Here is a 19,381-nt window from a genome sequence, read left to right as displayed (position 1 = left end):
CGGTGCGGGGTCCGCCCGCGGTGGCCGGGCCCGTGGCATCCGCTGCCGACGGCGCCCGCGCGGCCGTGCGCGTTGCCCGGCTGACCCGGTCCCGGGCAGATGTGGGTGCGCCCGATACGGGTGAGCGCTACGGTAACGGCCGTAGCGGCTACCCGTTTCGGGCGCGGCCGTGCGAGTTGCCCGGCTGACCCGGCCCCGGGCAGATGTGGGTGCGCCCGATACGGGTGAGCGCTACGGTAACGGCCGTAGCGGCTACCCGTTTCGGGCGCGGCCATGATGGTGCCGCCGCACGGCCGACCTGGCCGGGACTCCGGGGGCTCTCACCGCGCGCGGGGAATGCCATGACCGGTCAGGAATCGGCCGAAAACGGTGAGATCACGGGCGATCGGCCAGTCCCACCGCGCGAATGTCGGGCCGAGCGCGCGCACGCGATCTTCACGGGCCTTCTCCTCCATGACGACCTGTGCTGTAGTGCGGCCGCGGGTGTACTCCTCTGTGACGTATTTGCCGAGACCGTCGAACTCGCCGACCTTGTTGATCATGCGCCAGAAGAAGTCGACGAAGGCGATGAAGCCGAGCGCGTCGTCGAAGCGCACCTGCAGCTCGGGGACCACAAAGCCGAGCAGAAAGATGTTCGAGCGACTGGTCGATTCGCCGCCCGAGCCTGACTGCGTGGTGGCGAAGGCGCCCGCCCGTAGCGCCGCGTCACGTCCCTTCAGCCGGGCGGGGGTGCGGAGCGCTTCGAGCGAGGTTTCCAGTTCGTCGCGGGTGGCCAGGCTCACACCGCGCCGCGGAATATGAATGGCCCGATCGAGCATGGCCACGGCTTCGGGGAAGGCAAGCACCCGCGCCAACTGCACCGCCGTGTCCGTGACCGTCGTGACGCGGAGCCCTCCCCGTTCGACCCAGACCGGCTCGGTCTCCCCGGTATGCCGCACCACGCCGTGCCGTGACCGGCCGCCAGATGCCTCGGGCACGGTGATGTGCACATCCGTCGGCCAGCTCGTGGGCCGCGGCAAACCCCAGATTGCGGCGGCTGAATAGTGCGAGAACAGCGGCGGCTCGGGGCTGATCGCCGCATAGGCTCGAATGCGGCAGAGATAGCGCTCGTTCTGGTCGAGCGCGGACCAGAGCGTGGTGCTCAGGTAGACGCCATGTCGCAGACGAACAATGCGGCCCCGCTCGAACTCGCGCCGCAGCTCCTGCTCAAGGCCGAAGGCCATCGCGTCGGAGCGCACGATGAGGCCGTGAGCGCGGGTAATGGCCATGAGCGCTGTCGATTCTGCGGATGTCTGGGTCATGCCCCGAGACTGGCACCCGCCGAGCGCTGCAGCGGCGGTGAGCGGCAATCTGTGGACAACTTCCGTGATCTCCGGGCTGTGGATAGTGCGGCCGCGCCCGATACGGGTGCCCGCTACGGTAACCGCCGTAGCGGGCACCCGTATCGGGGGCGCTCATGCCCGCACGGCGGGGTGCGCGCGATCCGACGCCCGGCCCGGCTGACGCGCATGCGCGCTCCGGTAGAATGGGGACAGTGCCCCTAGCCCCTGCCCATAACCCCCGGGAGTCGTAACCATGGTTGATGTTCGGCGGGTCAAACTCCCCGGAGTCGGTGTGCTGCACACCTTCATCACGGATGACGGCGGCAAGGTCGGCGTCATCGCCCACCGCTCCGGCCACAGCGACCTCATCACCTTCGCGGACGATGAGGGTGGCCCCGACGCGAGCAAGGTGTCCCTGCGCCTGAGCGAGGACGAAGCCCACACCCTCGCCGAGTTGCTCGGCGGCACCCAGATCACCGAGTCACTCACCGCGCTCGACCAGATCCCCGGCCTCAGCATCGACTGGTTCACCGTGGACTACGAGGACTACATCGCCGGCCAGGCCCTCGGCAACCCGGCCGAGCGCGGCATCGCCGGCCTCACCGTGGTCGCCGTCGTGCGCGGCGAATCCGCCAACCCTGCTCCGGCCGCGGACTTCAAGGTCTTTCCCGGCGACACGCTCGTCGTCGCCGGCTCGCCCGAGAAGGTCGTGAAGGCCTTCTCCTTCTTTCGCACCGGTGAAGTGAAGGCGAAGTCCGTCGACGCGCCGCCCGGAGGCTAGCCAATGCATTTGGGCGAAGACCTTCTCGTGCTCGGCATCCTCTTTGTCGTGGCGTATGTGCTCGGGCGTCTCGGCAAGCTCATCGGCCTGCCGACCATCCCGATCTACATGATCGTCGGCGTTTTGGCGAGCCCGCACACGGAATGGTTTCCCCTCGACTTCGCCTCCGGGGACATCGAGTTGATCGCGGTCTTCGGGCTCGTGCTGCTGCTGTTCAGCCTCGGCCTCGAGTTCGATCAGGAGGAATTCTTCGGCAACGCCAAGACCCTGCTCATCTCCGGTGGCTCGTGGATTCTCATCAACATGGGCGCCGGCTTCATCTTCGGCATCATGGTGGGCTGGGGTGCCCGCGAGGCGCTCGTGATCGCCGGCATGACCGGCACCTCCTCGAGCGCGATCATCACCAAGCTGCTCATCGAGCTGCGCCGCCTGGCCAACAAAGAGACCCCGATGATCCTCGGCGTCACCGTCGTCGGCGACATCTTCATCGCCATCTACCTCTCGATCGTCTCGGTCGTGCTCAGCGGCGAGACCGAGATCTGGCCGATCGTGCTGCAGCTGTCGATCGCGTTCCTCTTTCTGGTCGTCATGTTCTCGCTCGCCCGCTGGGGTGGCCGCGTGGTGTCGCGCCTCATCCGTACCAAAGACGATGAACTCTTCACGATCCTGTTCTTCGGCCTCGTCGTGCTGTTCGCCGGCATTGGCGAGATCATCGGCGTGACGGATGCGATCGGCGCCTTTCTGATCGGCGTCGTGCTGGGCGCATCCACGTACCGGGCCAAGATCGAGCGTGTTGCGGTGCCGCTGCGCGATGTCTTCGCGGCGTTCTTCTTTCTCAACTTCGGCCTCGCCCTCGACGTGGCCGAGTTTCCGCCCGTGATCGGCATCGTGCTGCTCGCGATCGTGATGACCTTCGTGCTGAGCCTCGGTTCCGGGGCGCTGCTGGCCTATCTGCACAAAATGGGGCGCCGGGAGGCACTCAACACGGCCGCGATCTTCGTGAATCGCGGCGAGTTCACCCTGATTCTCGCGACGCTCTCGATCGGCGCCGGCCTCGACCCGCGGCTGCAGCCCTTCGCGGGTCTCTACGTGCTCTCGATGGCGATTCTCGGCCCGCTCTTCACCGCCAACTCGGAGAAGATCGGCACCTACCTGCGCGGCACTGTGCCGGTCGTCGGGCGTAAACCGCGCAATGTCATGCTCGAGGAGGAGATCGCCCTCGTTGAAGCGGCGACCGCCAACCCGAGCGGAGACGACACCAAACGTGCCGTGAAACGCGTCACCGAGGCCCGGGTCCACGCAGACGACCCGGCCGCTGCCGAAACGACGGATACCGCGACGACGGATACCGCGACGACGGATACGGCGACGGATGCTGCCCCCGCCGAATCCGCCCGCTCGGGTGATTCCATGCTCGATTTCGTCACCGACCGTCTCGACCCCACGCACAAACCCACGCAGAACCCCACCGCCCCCGCCGACAAGCCGGACCGTAATGCCCGGCCAGGAGACTATTCGTGATCAGAATGATGGTGCGCCCCCGCTGGGTGCTCGCCCTGCTTCTCGCCCTCGCCATTGCCGCCGCGTTTGCGGTGCTGGGCCACTGGCAGCTGGAGCGCGCGATCGCATCCGGTGTCGTCGTGGAGCGCACGACCGAGCTCGTGACCCCGCTGGGCGATGTCGTGCAGCCTGACGGCCCGGTGGAGCAGGTCGCGACCGGGCAGATGATCACGGCCTCGGGCTATTACGTGGCCGGCGATGAAGAACTCGTCGGTCAGCGCTTCAACGGCGACACCCTCGGTTACTGGGTCGTCAGCCACTTCGTCACCGCCCAGGGCTCGAGCATCGCGGTTGCCCGCGGCTGGGCCGAGCACGAGGGCGATGCCCGCGCCGCCCTTGCCGCCCTGGCGACGGATGCCGACAACACCGCTGGCCTGCTGAACGCCCCGGAGAACTACGCGCCCAGTACCCTGACGGGCCGGTTTCTGCCGGGTGAGGCCCCGGAACTGCCCGACGAGCAGGGCGATCCGTACGCGATGAACACCGTCGCCCCGGCGACGCTCATTAACCTGTGGGCGGATTTCACCGACCAGTCCGTGTACTTCGGCTACGTCGTCGATACCGAAGCCGCACCGGGATTGGCCGTCATCGACTCCCCAATCCCGGTGGTGGAGAAAGAGCTCAACTGGCTCAACATCTTCTACGCGATCGAGTGGGCCGTGTTCGCGGGCTTCGCGGTGTACATCTGGTACCGCCTGGTACGCGACGCGGTCGAACGCGAAGAAGAGGATGCCGCGGACGCGGCGCTCGCCGAAGCCGCCGCCGACGAAGAGCCCTCGACCGGGCACCCTGCCGTTTCCCACGCCCCGGCCCCGTAGAATTAAGCCATGCCTCGTCAACCCAAGCTCGCCGATCTGCCCAGAATCCCCGGTGCGCTCCGGCTGTACCAGGTCTCATCGACCATCACCGGCGTCTTCCTGCTGCTGCTGTGCATCGAAATGGTCATCAAGTACTCCTTCGGCCACGAAATCGAAATGGGCGGCCCGCAGGGGTTCCTCGCCCTCGTGCCGACCGACACGGTCACGGCCATCAACCTCAGCACCGGCATCCTGATCGCCCACGGCTGGTTCTATGTGCTGTACCTGTTCGCCGACTTCCGCCTCTGGAGCCTCATGCGCTGGCCGTTCTGGCGCTTCGTGCTCATCGCCCTGGGCGGCGTCGTGCCCACCCTGTCCTTCATCGTCGAGGTCCCCGTGGCCCGCACGGTGAAGCGCTTCATCGCCGAGAACGCTGACACAACCGCGGCACAAGCCGAGAAGGCCGAGGCCCATTCATGACCGGCACCACCCCCACCTCCGAAAACACCGCTGACGCAGCGCTGCTCGCCGGTGACCTCTCCGGGCTCGACCGCCCGGTACTCGTCGTCGACTTCGGTGCGCAGTACGCGCAGCTGATCGCCCGACGCGTGCGCGAGGCATCCGTCTACAGTGAGATCGTCGCGCACACGATCACCGCCGCCGAGGTTCAGGCCAAGAACCCGCTCGGCATCGTGCTGAGCGGTGGCCCGTCGAGCGTCTACGCCGAGGGCGCACCGGCGTTCGACGCCGCGATCTTCGACCTCGGCATTCCCGTGCTCGGCATCTGCTACGGCTTCCAGGTCATGGCGACCGCCCTCGGCGGCACCGTCGCGCAGACCGGTGCCCGCGAATACGGCTCCACCCCGGTCACCGTCAGCAACGGCGACAACGTGCTGCTCGCCGATCAGCCCGACGCGCAGAACGTCTGGATGAGCCACGGCGACTCGGTCGCCACCGCCCCCGACGGTTTCACCGTGCTCGCCTCCTCGGTCTCGACCCCGGTCGCGGCCTTCGCCAACGACGAACGTCGCCTCTATGGCGTGCAGTGGCACCCCGAGGTCAAGCACTCCGAAAACGGCCAGCACGTGCTCGAGAACTTTCTGCACCGCGCCGCCGGCATCGCCGCCGACTGGAACAGCGGCAACGTCATCGCCGAACAGGTTGCCAAGATTCGCGCCCAGGTCGGCACCGGCAAGGTCATCTGCGGCCTCTCCGGCGGGGTCGACTCCGCCGTCGCTGCCGCGCTCGTGCACAAGGCCATCGGCGACCAGCTGGTCTGCGTCTTCGTCGACCACGGACTGCTGCGTGAAGACGAGCGTCGCCAGGTCGAAGAGGACTACGTGGCCGCCACCGGCATCCGCCTGGTCACCGTCGATGTGCGCGAGCAGTTTCTCACCGCCCTCGAGGGCGTGAGCGACCCCGAGACCAAGCGCAAGATCATCGGCCGCGAGTTCATCCGCACCTTCGAGCAGGCCCAGGCCGAGCTCATCGAAGAGGCCAAGGAAATCGACGGCGATCCGATCCGCTTCCTCGTGCAGGGCACCCTGTACCCCGACGTCGTCGAATCCGGCGGCGGCAGCGGCACCGCGAACATCAAGAGCCACCACAACGTGGGCGGCCTGCCCGACGACCTCAAGTTCGAACTCGTCGAACCGCTGCGCACTCTGTTCAAGGACGAGGTTCGTGCCATCGGCATGGAACTGGGTCTGCCGGCGGAGATCGTGCAGCGCCAGCCGTTCCCCGGGCCCGGCCTGGGCATCCGTATCGTCGGATCGATCACGCAGGACCGCCTCGACCTGCTGCGTAAAGCGGATGCGATCGTACGCTTCGAGCTGACCGCCGCGGGCCTCGACCGCGAAATCTGGCAGTGCCCGGTCGTGCTGCTCGCCGACGTGCGCTCGGTGGGCGTGCAGGGCGACGGCCGTACCTACGGTCACCCGATCGTGCTGCGTCCGGTGTCTTCTGAAGACGCCATGACCGCCGACTGGACCCGCCTGCCGTACGACCTGCTGGCCAAGATCAGCAACCGCATCACGAACGAGGTCGACGGGGTCAACCGTGTAGTTCTCGACGTCACGTCGAAGCCGCCGGGAACCATTGAGTGGGAGTGATCCCGCGCTAGCGTGACAGCAAGGGCCGGCTCGCACAGAGTCGGCCCTTCGTGGTGGTGGCGGTGGTGTCGGGCTGCCGTTGGGGCTCAATTCCGTGGGCACCGTCCACAGGTGCTGCAGCGCCGCGTCGCGGCACTTCTTGCGTCAGCGGAGCTACAGTCCGAGGATTGACTCGCCGGGTTTCGACCGCTCGCAAGCTCGCGGCTCAACCAGCGGGTGACAAATTTCGCTGGTCGAGCCGGCGGGCGTACTTCCCGCCGGTCGAGGCCCCGCAAGCCGATCCTCGGACACGGCGCACTCCCTGCGATTCGCACCCGCGACCGCGCCGCCGGGGCGGGACCCCCGCGCGGTCGAAATCCGGCGGGACGGCCCACGGCACTAGTCTTTGGGGGCCTTCAGCCAGCGACGGATGGCGATGATCACGACGCCGAGCAGCCCGAGCAGAATGACGGCCCCGGAGACATAGCCGAGCGGGGCCACGTTGCCTTCAATTTCGGCGGGCAGCAGCCCGGGCGCGGCGATGAGGCTCAGTTCGATCACATGCATGTCTCAAGCCAACCACATTCCGCCGGCGCCGGGGTGCCGATGAGTTGCCTTACGGCTCCGGGGTATCGAGGTCCCATGCGCGCAGGCGCCGCAGCAGGCTGCGCTTCTTGTCGGTGTGGCCCTGCATGCGACCGAGGATTCCGGCAAGCATCGTGATGGCCTCGCCGATGAACGGGCCCTTGTTGAGCATCACACACTCGGCGCGTTCGGCCATCGCGGCATCCGTCACCTCGGCCCGCGACGGCAGCCCGGTGCGGGCGAGGGTGTCGAGCACCTGCGTCGCCCAGATCACCGGCACGTGGGCGGCCTCACAGAGCCAGAGGATCTCCTCCTGCACCTCGGCGAGCCGCTCAAATCCGGCCTCGACGGCGAGGTCGCCACGGGCGATCATGACGCCCACGTTCTGCCAGCGCATGGCCTCGAGCAGAATCTGCGGCAGCGCCTCGAAGGCCGCCACGGTCTCGATCTTGAGCACCACGCCGACTTCGGGACTGCCCTGCAGTCGGTCGAGCAGGTCACGCACGTCGTCGGCGCTGCGCACAAAGGACATGTTGACGATGTCGGCGTGCCGGCGCACGAAGTCGAGATCGGCCACGTCGTGCTCGGTGAGGGCCGAGATGGCGAGCCGGGTATCGGGCAGATTGATGCCCTTCTCGGCCCGCAGCTTGGTTCCGTCAACGCCGGCGCTCGTGACATCAACGGTCACCTCGCGCGTCGCGACGGCGGTGATGACTCCGCCGATCTTGCCGTCGTCGAGCATGACCCGCTCGCCGACCTGGGCGTCGCGGAATGCGGCGGGCAGGGTGCAGCCGATACGGTGAACCGCGCTGCCGTCCGTGCTCACGGCGACCGGTGCCGGCGCGAGGTCGGCGGTGAGCACGAGTGTGTCGCCGCGGTGCACGAGCAGGGCCTGCGCGGTGGCCGGCAGCGAGCCGACGTGCGCGTGGTCGTCGCCCGCAGCGAGGTCGAGGCCGGGAACGAAGTACGTGGTCTGCGTCAGCGCGGCGAGGCATCCGTCGCCGGCGATGCCTTCGACGGTGAGCGTGCGGTGCGAGCCGCGGGCGTCGACGAGGGTGATGTCGTCGCCGACGCGTCGGCGTGCGGCCCAGCCGGCCTCGACCACCGGCACGACGGATGTCCCGGCCGCGTCGTGCTGCACGGGCCGGCCGCCGAGCCAGACCAGCGCCGGTTCGAGCACGGTCCCGGTCGCCGAACGCCGTGGCTTCACCCTCACGACCTCGGGGCCGGCCTCGATCGGGCCGGTGCGCAGCTTGGGACCGCCGAGGTCCATCGCGACGAGGCAGCGGCCGCCGGTGCTGGCTTCGGCAGAGCGGATGTTCGCGATCATCGCGGCCCATCCGCTCGCGTCATCGTGGGCACAGTTGATGCGGGCCAGGTCCATACCGGCCGACAGCATGCTGGCGACCAGATCGGGGTCTGCCGCCGTCTCGCTCGGCAGCGTCACCATGATGCGGGTCGAGCGGTGCGCGGGCTGGGCGCCGAGCAGCAGCGCGGTGTTGCGGGTGAGCAGGGCTGCGCCGCCCGGCGGCGTGTCGGTCGGGAGAGCGGGCGTTGGGGGCATCGCGGCGGCCGCGGCCGCAGCCATGGCCGCATCCGTGGCATCCGTCGCCGAACCGGTGAGCCGAGCCAGGGTGCGCAGCAGCCCGTCCACACTGGCGAGCACGTGGGACTCGGTTCGCCCGAGCGAGGTCAGCCCGTAGCGGGCGAGGCGGGCCTGCAGGTCGCGCACATCGTGGGCGCGCAGCTCGGTGTAGTGCACGAGGTTGGTGGCGCTGAACGTGTGGCGCGGCTGCACGGCGGCGATCTCGGCGGCCTGCCGGTGCGCGGCGAGCACAATGTCGCGGCGCAGGGCCTGAACGTCGATCTGCAGGGCGAGAAGGTCGGCGCGTTCCGGCGAGCACATACCCCCAGTATGGTGCGCCGCGCTTGCCACCGGGCAGAGAAAAAGGGCCGGCCCCGAAGGGCCGGCCCAGTGTCGTGAAACTCGTGCGGGTTATTCGCCGCGCAGAATCGCGAAGATGCGCAGCAGCTCCATGTAGAGCCAGACGACGGTCAGCACGATTCCGAAGGCCGCGGACCAGCCGTACTTGCGGGGAGCGCGGTTCTGCACGCCCTTCTGTACGAAGTCGAAGTCGAGCACGAGCGAATACGCGGCCATGAGGACTGCGAGCAGACCGATGACGACGCCGAGGGTGCCGGAGCGCATGCTATCGGCGCCGGTGAAGGCGACGAGGCCGAAGTTGATCAGCGAGAAGGCGGCGTAGCCGACCATGGCGATCAGGAAGATCTTGGTGGCCTTCTTCGAGGCGCGAATCTTGCCGCTGCGGAACAGGGCGAGGGTCACACCGACCACGACGAGGGTCGCGAGGATGGCCTGAGTGACGATGCCCTCGGACATCGCGTCGAACAACACCGAGATGCCACCGACGAACAGTCCCTGGGCCACCGAGAAGAGCAGGATCAGCGGAACCGAGGGCTCTTTTTTGAACGTGTTGACGAGGCCGAGCACGAGGCCGGCAATGGCGCCCGGAATCGCGAGGATCGGGATCATCCAGCCGACAGCTGCGGCCACGAGCAGAACGGCGAATGCGATGCCGGTCTTGGTGATCGTGTCTTCGTAGGTCATGTGACCGGTGTCCTGCGAGCCCGCGGAGGGCTTATTGTACATGTCCTGCAGGTCGTTGTCAGACAAAGTGCGGGAAGCCGCCAGCGCGCCGGGGGCGCCGAACGCGGCGTTTCGGGAGAACGCGGGGTTGGAGGTTGCCATGTAAATCGATGCTCTCAATCAGCTGTGGGAGGCGGGACACCCGTTACGGGCAGTGTTCCGATTGTACCGAAGACCCCCTCCGATTGCAGTGGCCATCAGTGGATTTACAGCCTGAGAACGGTTCGCTGTGAGCGGATGCCGGCCATCGGCATCCGCCCGGCCTGCCCGGCTGCTCGGCGGCGGAATAGGGTTAACCATGCGTTCGCCCACACCATCCCCGGCGGGTCTGCCCGTCGTGAGCCTCACCGCGTCGAAGCGCAAGCTGACGCTGGTCGTGCTGGGGTGTGCCGCCTTCGCGGTCGTCGGTGCGTTCATGCTGGCCTCCGATCCGAACCTGTACGAAGCGGTCATCGCTGTCGCCGCCATCGTCTTCTTTGGCGGCGGCGGCATCTTCTTTCTCATCAAGGCACCGCGCGCCGGGGCTGTTCTGGTCATGACTCTGGACGGTTTCACGGTGTGGTCCGGTGGATTCGTTCCGTGGGTCGACCTCGAAAGTGTCGGAATCGCACGTGCGTCGAGGGCGAAGGTCGTGGGTTTTCGGCTGCGAAGTTATGACTCCTACATCGCATCGTTGACCGGCAGGGTCACGGCAGGCCAGCTCGCCTGGGCGCGGCAGCACACGGGCGGATACGACCTGACCCTGCCCGCCCTGCTCTTCGACCGCCCCGCCAGCAGGGTGGTCACGGCGGTCGAGGAGTATTACGCCGCATGGGCGGCGCAGGCCGACGATCACGGCGAACGGCGGCCGGAGGACTAGCCTGAGCGGATGCATCCGTTAGTCATCGGTCACCGCGGCGCCAGCGGTTACCGCCCCGAACACACCCGCTCCGCCTACGAACTCGCCTTCGCCCTCGGCGCCGACGCCGTCGAACCCGACGTCGTCGCCTCGAAAGACGGCGTGCTCGTCGTGCGCCACGAAAACGAGATATCCGAGACGACGGATGTCGCCGATCACCCCGAATTCGCCGCCCGCCACACGACGAAAACCGTCGACGGCAAGGTGCTGACCGGCTGGTTCACCGAGGACTTCACCTGGGCCGAGCTGCGCACCCTCGGCATGCGCGAACGCCTGCCCGCGCTGCGTAAGAACAGTGCGAGTTTCGACGGGCAGTTTGGCATGCTGCGGCTGCGCGACGTCATGAAGATCGTGGACCGAGCCGCCGAGATCGCCCGCGCGCCCCGCAGCATGGTGGCCGAGTTGAAGCATCCGTCCTATTTCGCCTCGATCGGGCTGCCGCTCGACGAACTGTTCGCCGCCGAGATCAACCGGGCCGGCTGGAACGCGGGTGACGGCCGGCTGATCATCGAAAGCTTCGAACCGACCGTGCTCGCTCAACTGCATGATCGCGGCGTGTACGGCAAGCGCATTTTGCTGCTCGAGGCGCGGGGCAAGCCGGCCGACCTGGTCGCCCAGCTCGGCGCCGACGCCCCCCGCTACGCCCACTACCTGACCGATGCCGGCCTCTACGACCTGCGCGGCACCGTCGATGGCGTCAGCGTGCCCAAGTCGCTGATTCTTGAAACGGATGCCGACGGTACCGTCACGGGGGCGAGCCCCCTCGTCGACGCGGCCCACGCCGCCGGCCTCTACATCTACTGCTGGACCCTGCGGCCGGAGAACCGCTTTCTCGCGCCGAGCTTTCGCCGCGGCCGCTACAAGGCCCAGTTCGGCAACTGGTCGGCGGAGTTCCGCACGATCATGGGCTCGGGCGTCGATGGCGTGTTCGTGGATCACCCCGACCTCGCCGTGATGGTGCGCGCCGAGCTGCAGCGCGAAGAGGACCTGTTGCTCGGCTGACCGCGGTCCCCGGTGGGTGTCAGACGCCTCGCCTAGAATTGAACCCGATATGACACCCTCTTCTGCTCCGGAATACCAGCCGCCTGCGCGCCCCGCCCAGACGGGAGGTTCGGTGCCGTCCGCAAGCGCGACCCCGATCATCCTCGACGGGCACGGCGGCCCGGTCGGCAGCGTCGGGGGCGAAGCCGGCGGCGAGCACCGCGGCCGCCTGCTCGACGGACTCAACCCGCAGCAGCGTGAAGCGGTTGAGTATCGCGGGCAGGCGCTGCTGATCATCGCCGGCGCCGGCTCGGGCAAGACGAGTGTGCTCACCCGTCGCGTCGCGAGCCTGCTGGAGACCCGGGATGCCTGGCCGAGCCAGATTCTCGCGATCACCTTCACCAACAAGGCCGCCGCCGAGATGCGCGAACGGGTGCAGGCGATTCTCGGTGACGGGGCATCCGGCATGTGGATCAGCACGTTCCACTCCTCGTGCGTGCGCATTCTGCGCCGAGAGGCCGAGAAGATCGGCCTGTCGTCGAGCTTCAGCATCTACGACTCGGCCGATACCAAGGTCACCCTGAAGCGCATCATCAAGAGCCTCGACGCCGACACCTACGGGTTCACGCCCGGATCGGCCGGCGCGAAGATCTCCAAGCTCAAGAACGAGCTCGCCGATGTCGACTCCTACGCCCGCAACGCGAACATGAGCGACCCGCAGGAGGTCATGTTCGTCGAGATCTTCCGCCAGTACACGGCTCGCCTGCGCGCCGCGAGTGCCCTCGACTTCGACGACCTGATCGGCGAGACGGTCTACCTGTTCCGGGCTTTCCCCGATGTCGCCGCCCTCTACCGGCGCCGGTTTCGGCACCTGCTGGTCGACGAATACCAGGACACCAACCACGCCCAGTACGCCTTCGTGCACGAGCTGACCCGCCCGGTCACGACCGCCCTGGCCGAGCAGATGGACCGCGACGGCGTTCACGTGCGCAACCTGCGCGACGCGACCGGCGGCATCCCGGGCGCCTCGTTGACCGTGGTCGGCGACTCCGACCAGTCGATCTACGCCTTCCGCGGCGCCGACACCCGCAACATCACCGAGTTCGAACGGGACTACCCGGGTGCGAAGGTGATTCTGCTCGAGCAGAACTACCGGTCGACGCAGAACATCCTCTCGGCGGCGAACGCCGTGATCGGCCACAACTTCGACCGCAAAGACAAGAAACTCTGGAGCGCCGGCGGCGACGGTGAGAAGATCGTGGGCTTCACCGCCTACTCCGGCCACGACGAGGCCCAGTTCGTCTCCGACGAGATCGACGTGCTGCACCGGGCCGGCATGGCCTACCGCGACATGGCGGTGTTTTACCGCACCAACGCGCAGACCCGCGCGCTCGAAGAAATCCTGGTACGCTCCGCCACGCCGTACCGCGTGGTCGGCGGCACCAAATTCTACGAACGTGCCGAGATCAAGGATGCCCTCGCCTACCTGATCGCGGTCGCCAACCCGGTCGACGAACTCGCCCTGCGGCGCATTCTGAACACCCCCAAGCGCGGCATCGGCCCCGCGACCGAGACCGCACTCGCGAGCTTCGCCGACGATAACGACTTCACCTTTCGCCAGGCGATGCGTAACTCGAGTGCGCTCGGCCTCGGCCCGAAGGTCACCGGCGCCATTCTCAAGCTCGCCGAACTGCTCGACGCCGCCGCGCTCATGCTCGTGCCCACGGTCGTCGCTGAAGACGGCACCGGGAGCGGCGGCTCCAACGTCAGCGAGGTGCTCGAGTTTCTGCTCGAGGGCAGCGGCCTGCTCGCCGTGCTGCGCGGCAGCCGCGACCCGCAAGACGAGGCCCGCGCCGAGAACATCGAAGAACTCGTCGCTCAGACCAAGGACTTCAACAAGGAGAACCCCGACGGCGGTCTCGTCGACTTTCTCACCCAGGTGTCGCTCGTCGCGGCCGCCGACGACCTCGACGACGCCTCCGGAACGGTGTCGCTCATGACGTTGCACACCGCGAAGGGCCTCGAATACGAGGCCGTGTTTTTGACCGGCATCGAGGAAGGCCTGCTGCCGCACCAGATGTCCGCCAATGAGCCAGGCGGCCCGGCCGAGGAGCGCCGCCTGTTTTACGTGGGCATCACCAGGGCCCGGCAGCGGCTCTACCTGTCGCTGGCCATGACGCGCGCCCAGTTCGGTGACATCAACGTGGCCATGCCGAGCCGGTACCTGCAGGAGATCCCGACCGACCTCATCGACTGGCGGCAATCGCCGGGCATGGCGAATTCCCGCGGCGGCACCCAGCCGCGCGCTCTCAACGTGCGCCGCGACGGCTACGGCGGCGGCTTCAACGGCCGCAGCAAAGAGCTCGCGGGACTGCCGCCGGCGCCGCCCAAGACGAAGACGGAATGGGCGAACCGCATCACCGGAACCGTGCGCGACAACGGCAGCCTCACGCTCGAGGCGGGGGACCGCATCCGTCACGTCGATTTCGGCGACGGACTCGTCAACCAGGTCACCGGCGAGGGCACAAAACGCATCGCGCACGTGCAGTTCGACACCTCCGGGTCGAAGAAACTGCTGATCAAGGTCGCACCGATCGAAAAGATCTAGCTTGGTTTCATCGAGTTCCGGCGCCGGGCGGCGGCCGGAAACCCTGCTGCAGTTTCTGCGCTCGCTGCGCGGCTGGCAGTTCGAGGTCGCCACGCGGGCGGCGGTCGCCGTGGCCGTTCCGCTGATGGTGCTCGCCTCACTCGACCGGCTCGATTGGGCGGCATATGCCGCTTTCGGCGCGATGACGAGCCTCTACGGACGCAATGAGCCCTACCGGCAGCGGATGCGCACCGTCACTGCCGCCGCGCTGCTCATGCTCGCGGTCATCGCGTTCGCCCTGACCCTGGCGAATCTGGGTGCGGGGCTGCTCGCCCTCACGGGCGGACTGGTGCTCGTGCTCGGGCTGACCATTGTGCTCTGCCGCACCCTCGGGCTGTTCCCCGGCACTCCGATCTTCTTCGTCTTCGGCTACGCCGTCGTCGCCGAGATCGCCGTTCCGGCGGGGGAGTTCGGGCCGCGGTTGCTCGTGGCGGTGGCGGGAGCATCCGTCGCCTGGGCGCTGACGATGTCGGGATGGCTGCTGCGTCGCCTCGCCGGGCGTCGCGAACCCGCCCTGTTCAAGGACCTGTCGCGTTCCGCGCCCCTGCAGCCCCGGGCCGTCGCCGACGGGCTGGTCTGGCTGAACGTGGCACAGAACGTGATCGGTGCGCTGATGGCCGGCGCGATCGCGATGTCGTTCGGCCTCGGGCATGCCTACTGGGCGGTTATCGCGGTCGTGGCAGTACTGCCGCCGCCGCATGCCGCCCACTCGGTCTCGCGGGCGTTTCACCGCATCATCGGTACCGTGCTTGGCGTCGGCGTCGCCGGGCTCGTGTTGCTGCCGGGCCCCCCAATCTGGGTGCTCATTCTGGTCATCGCGGTCGCCCAGTTCGGCGCCGAACTGTTCATCGGTCGGCACTATGGCGCGGCGCTGCTGTTTGTGACGCCGCTGGCGCTCACGGTCGTGCATCTGGTGAGCCCCGAGCCGGTCGCGACGCTGCTCGTCGACCGGGTGCTCGAGACGACCCTCGGTGGGGTGGTCGCACTCGTGATCGTGCTGCTCGTGCAGGCCACTCAGCGCCGCCGCGTGGCGAATGCAGGACGAATTGCGCGTGTGTCGTCGTAGGCAGGACGATATGGCTCGTTTTCGCGGTCGCGTCCTGCTTTCGCCACGCCCCGGCGGACACGGTGGAACCGCAGTGCAGCCTCACAGGTTTTTCTCAGCCTCCCGATAGCTGTTCGATGAGGTCGGCCGCGATGCTCTCCTCATGACCCTCGACACGCGCAGTACCCGGCCCGGCCCGACGCCAGCGGCCACTCGCGTCCCCACCCCCGTTCGCCCCGCCTACAAGAAGCGGATGCGCCTCGCCGACACCCTGCAGACCCTCTGCGTCACCTCGGTCGCCCTCGTCATCGCGCTCTTCCTCGCCGACGGCGGCGCCGCCGACTTCGGCACCGCCGCCGATACCCTCACCTCGATCGGCATTGTGACCGGCCTCGTCGGCAGTGACCTGCTGCTCGTGATGATGCTCCTCGCCGCGCGACTGCCGCCCATCGACCGGGCCTTCGGCCACGACAGCGCGATGGCGCTGCACCAACAACTCGGCAAACCGGCCCTCTACCTGCTGCTGGGTCACGCCGTCTTTCTGATCGGTGGCTACGCGGCGGCCGAAAACGTGAACGTCTTCGCCGAGACCTGGAGCATGTTCGGTTCCTTACCCGACATGCCGCTCGCCTTTCTCGGGCTGGCCCTGCTGATGGCGGTCGTCGTCACCTCGCTCGTCGTCGTGCGCCGCCGGTTTCGCTATGAGGCCTGGCACGCCGTGCACCTGCTCGGATACCTCGCCGTGCTGGTGTCGATCCCTCATCAGCTGAGTGTCGGCGGACTGCTGGCCGAGGGCACTATCGCCCGCTACTACTGGCTCGCGCTCTACCTCGGCGTCGCTGCTGCCATCGTGACCTACCGCTTCGTGGTGCCGATCGTGCGCTCGCTGCGTCACCGCCTCGTCGTTGACCGCGTCGAGCGGATCGCCCCGGGCGTGGCGTCCCTCACCCTCACGGGTCGCGCGCTGAACAGGCTTCGCGCCGACGGCGGGCAGTTCTTCATCTGGCGATTCTGGAGCCACGGACTGTGGTGGCAGGCGCATCCGTTCTCGCTGTCGGCGGCGCCGACCAACGACAGCCTGCGCATCACCGTGAGGGCGCTCGGCGACGCCTCGGCCGACCTGCCGAGCGTGGCCCGCGGCACCCGGGTGAGCTTCGAGGGTCCCTATGGCATCTTCACCGATCGGGCCCGCACCGCCCCGCACCTCGTGCTCGTCGCCGCCGGAATCGGGGTCGCACCGATTCGGTCACTGCTCGAAAGTGCCGACTTCGCGCCCGGCGGCGCGACCGTGCTGCTGCGCTCGCACAGCGTCGGCGACAGCTACCTCAGCACCGAGATCATCGAGCTCTGCCAGCGCCGCGGTGCTGAACTGCGTATCCTCGCCGGACAGCGGCCACCGCGCGGCGGCAGTTGGCTGCCGGCGGATGCCGCGGCCGCCCGCATCACCCTGGCGACCCTGGTGCCGCAGCTGCGGTACTCCGATGTGTATGTCTGCGGCCCGCGCCGCTTTACCGACGCCGTCGTGCGCGACGCTCGCTCGGCCGGCCTCCCCACCCGACAGATTCACTACGAAAGGTTCGACTGGTGAGAACACGCGCTGTACTACTGGCCACCGTGGCGTCCGTCTCGGTGTTGGGCATCGGATGGCAGCTCGGCACCCAGTCGATCGAGGCATCCCAGAGCCTGACCGCCTCCGGAAACACCGCCTCGACGGCCGGGACCGGGTCGACGGCGGCGACGGATGCCGCAGCTCAGGCCGCTGAGGCCGCGGCGGCCACGGCTGCCACGGCCCAGGCCGCGGAGGCGGCGGCTGTCGCGGCTGCCTCATCCGACACCGCAGCGGCAGCGCAGGCCGCCGCGGACGCCCAGGCGGCTGCCGTAGTCGCGGCGGACGCCCAGGTGGCTGCCGATGCGGCCGCCGCAGCAGCATCGTCGACGGCGGGCCAGGACGGAACCTTCACGGGCTCAGTCGTCGGCACGCGTTTCGGCAACGTGCAGGTGTCGGTCACGATCGCGAGCGGTGCGATCACCGACGTCACGGCCCTGCAGCTGACCGCAGACGACCGCAAGTCCGTGCAGATCAGCGCCCGTGCCGCACCGATTCTGCGCTCGGAGGTGATTGCCGCCCAGTCCGCGAACGTGCAGAACGTCAGCGGCGCCACCTACACGACCGACGCCTACCTGCAGTCCCTGCAGTCCGCCCTCGACGCGGCCGGCTTCTGATGGCGCTGCATCACGCGGCGATCGAGACCGCCGGCCTGGTCGGCGTGACCGCGATCACCCTGCAGAGCATGGGCACGGTTGTGAGCGTGCGGCTGAACGGTGGGCTGACCGATGCCGGCGGTCCGGTGCTGCGGCACGCCGCTCGCGCCGCCGTGGCCGGGGTCTTCGACCGCTGGGACGACCGCTTCAGCCTGTACCGCCCCGGATCGGAGCTGAGTCGGGTGGCGAGTGGGGCCATCCGTCTGCCCAATGCCAGCCGTGAGCTGCGTGACTGTTACGCCCTCGCGCTCGACTGGCGCGATCGCACCGACGGGGTGTTCACTCCGCACCGGGGTGACGGCGTGATCGATCTCTCCGGCATCGTGAAGGCGCTGGCGATCGTCGAGGCCGGATCCGCACTCGAATCGCTCGGGCAGAAGGCCTGGTCGATCAACGCGGGCGGTGACATCCTCGTGAGTGGATGCCCCAACGTCACCTTCGCGCGCCGCCTCGACCCGAACGTCGACCCGGACTGGGTCGTCGCCCTCGTGAATCCGCTCGACCGGCTTGACCTGCTCGCGACCGTGCCGCTTCGGGCGCCGCTGCGAGCCGTCGCGACCTCGGGCAGCGCGGAGCGCGGTGACCATATCTGGACGCCGGCCCCCGGCATTCGCTCGCCATTTCGGCAGGTCAGCGTGCTCGCGGCCGACATCGTGACCGCGGATGTGCTCGCCACGGCGATTGTGGCCGGCGGCGAGCCGATGCTCAACCAGTGCGCGGCCACCTACGAGATCGAGGTGCTTGCCGTGCTGCAGGGCGGCGGGCTGCTGGCCACTCCGGGCCTGCGCCGGTAACGGATGCTGAGGGTGCTTGATCGTGTCGGACGAGAGGGGTACCGTGGCCCCCGATTCAACTTCACCGTCACCATGTGATCGACACTTTTCAGGCACACCACCACTCAGATTGCCGCTGGAGGCTGACCATGTCACCCGAACCCGATGGATTTTGGACCGACGACGACCGCGATGTGACCCAGATCGAAACGGGCACTGACGAGGAGCTCGTGCTCGACGACGACGATGACGACGTCGACCTCGACGACTGGGGAAGCGACGCTGACGAGCGCGCGGTCGATGGTGGCGGCGATGGCGACGAAGAGGAAGACAACAGGGGCTTCTACCGCGACGATCTGTAAGGGATCGTACGGCGGAGATCGTTTAGGGCAGGCGCTCGCCGAGTCCGAGCAGCACGTGCTGCGGGTCGAGGGCGCCAAGCAGTTGAGCGCAGATTGCGCTGAGCTGTTCGACCTGGCCGTCGTGCAGGGAGTCGAAGACGACCGTGCGCACCTCCTCGACGTGGCCGGGAGCGCTCGCCACGACCTTCGCCCAGCCGGCCTCGGTGAGGCGGGCCAGCGAGGCCCGGCCGTCGGTGGGGGAGGTGCAGCGCGAGAGAAATCCCTGTGTCTCGAGCCGCCCGACCACGTGGGACAGGCGTGAGAGGGAGGCGTTGGTGCGGGCCGCGACCTCGGTCAGCAGCAGGGCGCGCTCGGGGGTCTCGGAGATCATCGCGAGCACGTAGTACTCGAAGTGACTGAGTCCGGCGTCGCGCTTGAGTTCGGATTCGAGTCGGCTCGGCAGCAACATCGTGACCGCGATCAGTCGGAGCCAGGCGGTGCGCTCCTCGTCGTTGAGCCAGCGCGGTTCGGGGGTCGAGGTGTCGTCCATTCACGAATTCTACCCGGTAACTTGACGCTTCAACCAAAGTGCTCTAGGTTTTAGTTGTTGCTTCAACCAAATTCCGAGGAA

Annotated in this window: 19 protein-coding genes; 14 read left to right on the top strand and 5 right to left on the bottom strand. The window is 68.0% G+C overall.

The annotated features are described in order from the left end of the window. On the top strand, window positions 1–188 hold a 188-nt coding region (locus E3T55_RS20295), incomplete at its 5' end, for a hypothetical protein (protein WP_166791770.1). A gap of 132 nt (window positions 189–320) precedes the next feature. Here E3T55_RS20295 and E3T55_RS11805 read toward each other — a convergent pair. Next, window positions 321–1,301 carry a type IV toxin-antitoxin system AbiEi family antitoxin domain-containing protein gene (locus tag E3T55_RS11805; protein WP_134519771.1) on the bottom strand — a complete coding sequence of 327 codons (981 nt, stop codon included), beginning with the start codon at window positions 1,299–1,301 and terminating at the stop codon, window positions 321–323. Window positions 1,302–1,575: 274 nt separating this feature from the next. Between E3T55_RS11805 and E3T55_RS11800 the strand changes: the two genes are divergently transcribed. From E3T55_RS11800 to guaA, 5 genes are read left to right on the top strand one after another with little or no spacing between them, the layout of a single operon-like run. After that, complete coding sequence (locus E3T55_RS11800; protein WP_134519770.1) at window positions 1,576–2,103, top strand: cation:proton antiporter regulatory subunit; 528 nt, start codon at window positions 1,576–1,578, stop codon at window positions 2,101–2,103. A gap of 3 nt (window positions 2,104–2,106) precedes the next feature. Then, entirely contained in the window at window positions 2,107–3,624 is a 1,518-nt protein-coding gene (locus tag E3T55_RS11795; RefSeq protein ID WP_134519769.1) for a cation:proton antiporter, read from the top strand. Window positions 3,625–3,629: 5 nt separating this feature from the next. Further along, window positions 3,630–4,481, top strand: a complete 852-nt coding sequence (locus tag E3T55_RS11790) for an SURF1 family cytochrome oxidase biogenesis protein (RefSeq protein WP_241993026.1) — start codon at window positions 3,630–3,632, stop codon at window positions 4,479–4,481. Window positions 4,482–4,490: 9 nt separating this feature from the next. After that, window positions 4,491–4,940: a DUF3817 domain-containing protein gene (locus E3T55_RS11785; protein WP_134519767.1), complete on the top strand. Its 450-nt coding sequence runs from the start codon at window positions 4,491–4,493 to the stop codon at window positions 4,938–4,940. Then, window positions 4,937–6,571: a glutamine-hydrolyzing GMP synthase gene (gene guaA / locus E3T55_RS11780; RefSeq protein WP_134519766.1), complete on the top strand. Its 1,635-nt coding sequence runs from the start codon at window positions 4,937–4,939 to the stop codon at window positions 6,569–6,571. The genes E3T55_RS11785 and guaA overlap by 4 nt, the downstream gene beginning before the upstream one ends. A gap of 378 nt (window positions 6,572–6,949) precedes the next feature. On the opposite strand, the gene E3T55_RS20290 is transcribed toward guaA, so the two are convergent. The 3 genes from E3T55_RS20290 to E3T55_RS11770 form a co-directional block, all read right to left on the bottom strand. Continuing rightward, on the bottom strand, window positions 6,950–7,117 hold the full coding sequence (locus E3T55_RS20290; RefSeq protein ID WP_166791769.1) for a hypothetical protein: 168 nt from the start codon (window positions 7,115–7,117) through the stop codon (window positions 6,950–6,952). A gap of 49 nt (window positions 7,118–7,166) precedes the next feature. Next, window positions 7,167–9,041, bottom strand: a complete 1,875-nt coding sequence (locus tag E3T55_RS11775) for a pyruvate kinase (protein ID WP_134519765.1) — start codon at window positions 9,039–9,041, stop codon at window positions 7,167–7,169. Window positions 9,042–9,131: 90 nt separating this feature from the next. Next, a complete protein-coding gene (locus tag E3T55_RS11770) occupies window positions 9,132–9,905 on the bottom strand; it encodes a Bax inhibitor-1/YccA family protein (RefSeq protein WP_134519764.1) in 774 nt (257 codons plus the stop codon). A gap of 196 nt (window positions 9,906–10,101) precedes the next feature. On the opposite strand from E3T55_RS11770, the gene E3T55_RS11765 reads away from it, so the two are divergent. From E3T55_RS11765 to E3T55_RS11730, 8 genes are all read left to right on the top strand, one after another. Further along, the gene (locus E3T55_RS11765; protein ID WP_134519763.1) at window positions 10,102–10,662 is read left to right on the top strand and encodes an STM3941 family protein; all 561 of its coding nucleotides are present in this window, start codon (window positions 10,102–10,104) and stop codon (window positions 10,660–10,662) included. Window positions 10,663–10,671: 9 nt separating this feature from the next. Then, entirely contained in the window at window positions 10,672–11,703 is a 1,032-nt protein-coding gene (locus E3T55_RS11760) for a glycerophosphodiester phosphodiesterase family protein (RefSeq protein ID WP_134519762.1), read from the top strand. A 49-nt stretch (window positions 11,704–11,752) separates the two neighbouring features. Continuing rightward, window positions 11,753–14,290, top strand: a complete 2,538-nt coding sequence (locus E3T55_RS11755; protein WP_134519761.1) for an ATP-dependent helicase — start codon at window positions 11,753–11,755, stop codon at window positions 14,288–14,290. A 1-nt stretch (window position 14,291) separates the two neighbouring features. After that, on the top strand, window positions 14,292–15,395 hold the full coding sequence (locus tag E3T55_RS11750) for an FUSC family protein (protein WP_241993025.1): 1,104 nt from the start codon (window positions 14,292–14,294) through the stop codon (window positions 15,393–15,395). Window positions 15,396–15,537: 142 nt separating this feature from the next. Then, window positions 15,538–16,962, top strand: coding sequence for a ferredoxin reductase family protein (locus E3T55_RS11745; protein ID WP_241993024.1), 1,425 nt, complete (start codon window positions 15,538–15,540; stop codon window positions 16,960–16,962). Next, window positions 16,959–17,597 (top strand): FMN-binding protein, encoded by a 639-nt coding sequence (locus E3T55_RS11740; protein WP_134519760.1) that lies wholly within the window; start codon window positions 16,959–16,961, stop codon window positions 17,595–17,597. The genes E3T55_RS11745 and E3T55_RS11740 overlap by 4 nt, the downstream gene beginning before the upstream one ends. After that, complete coding sequence (locus tag E3T55_RS11735; RefSeq protein ID WP_241993023.1) at window positions 17,597–18,430, top strand: FAD:protein FMN transferase; 834 nt, start codon at window positions 17,597–17,599, stop codon at window positions 18,428–18,430. Before E3T55_RS11740 ends, E3T55_RS11735 begins: the two co-directional genes overlap by 1 nt. A 128-nt stretch (window positions 18,431–18,558) precedes the next feature. Next, a complete protein-coding gene (locus E3T55_RS11730; protein WP_134519759.1) occupies window positions 18,559–18,771 on the top strand; it encodes a hypothetical protein in 213 nt (70 codons plus the stop codon). Between the two features lie 22 nt (window positions 18,772–18,793). On the opposite strand, the gene E3T55_RS11725 is transcribed toward E3T55_RS11730, so the two are convergent. After that, window positions 18,794–19,300: a MarR family winged helix-turn-helix transcriptional regulator gene (locus tag E3T55_RS11725; RefSeq protein ID WP_134519758.1), complete on the bottom strand. Its 507-nt coding sequence runs from the start codon at window positions 19,298–19,300 to the stop codon at window positions 18,794–18,796. Between the last annotated feature and the right edge of the window lie 81 nt (window positions 19,301–19,381).

The organism is Cryobacterium frigoriphilum (assembly GCF_004403305.1).
In the GTDB taxonomy this organism is placed as follows: Bacteria; Actinomycetota; Actinomycetes; order Actinomycetales; family Microbacteriaceae; genus Cryobacterium; species Cryobacterium frigoriphilum.
This window is presented reverse-complemented; position numbering and strand designations above follow the sequence as displayed.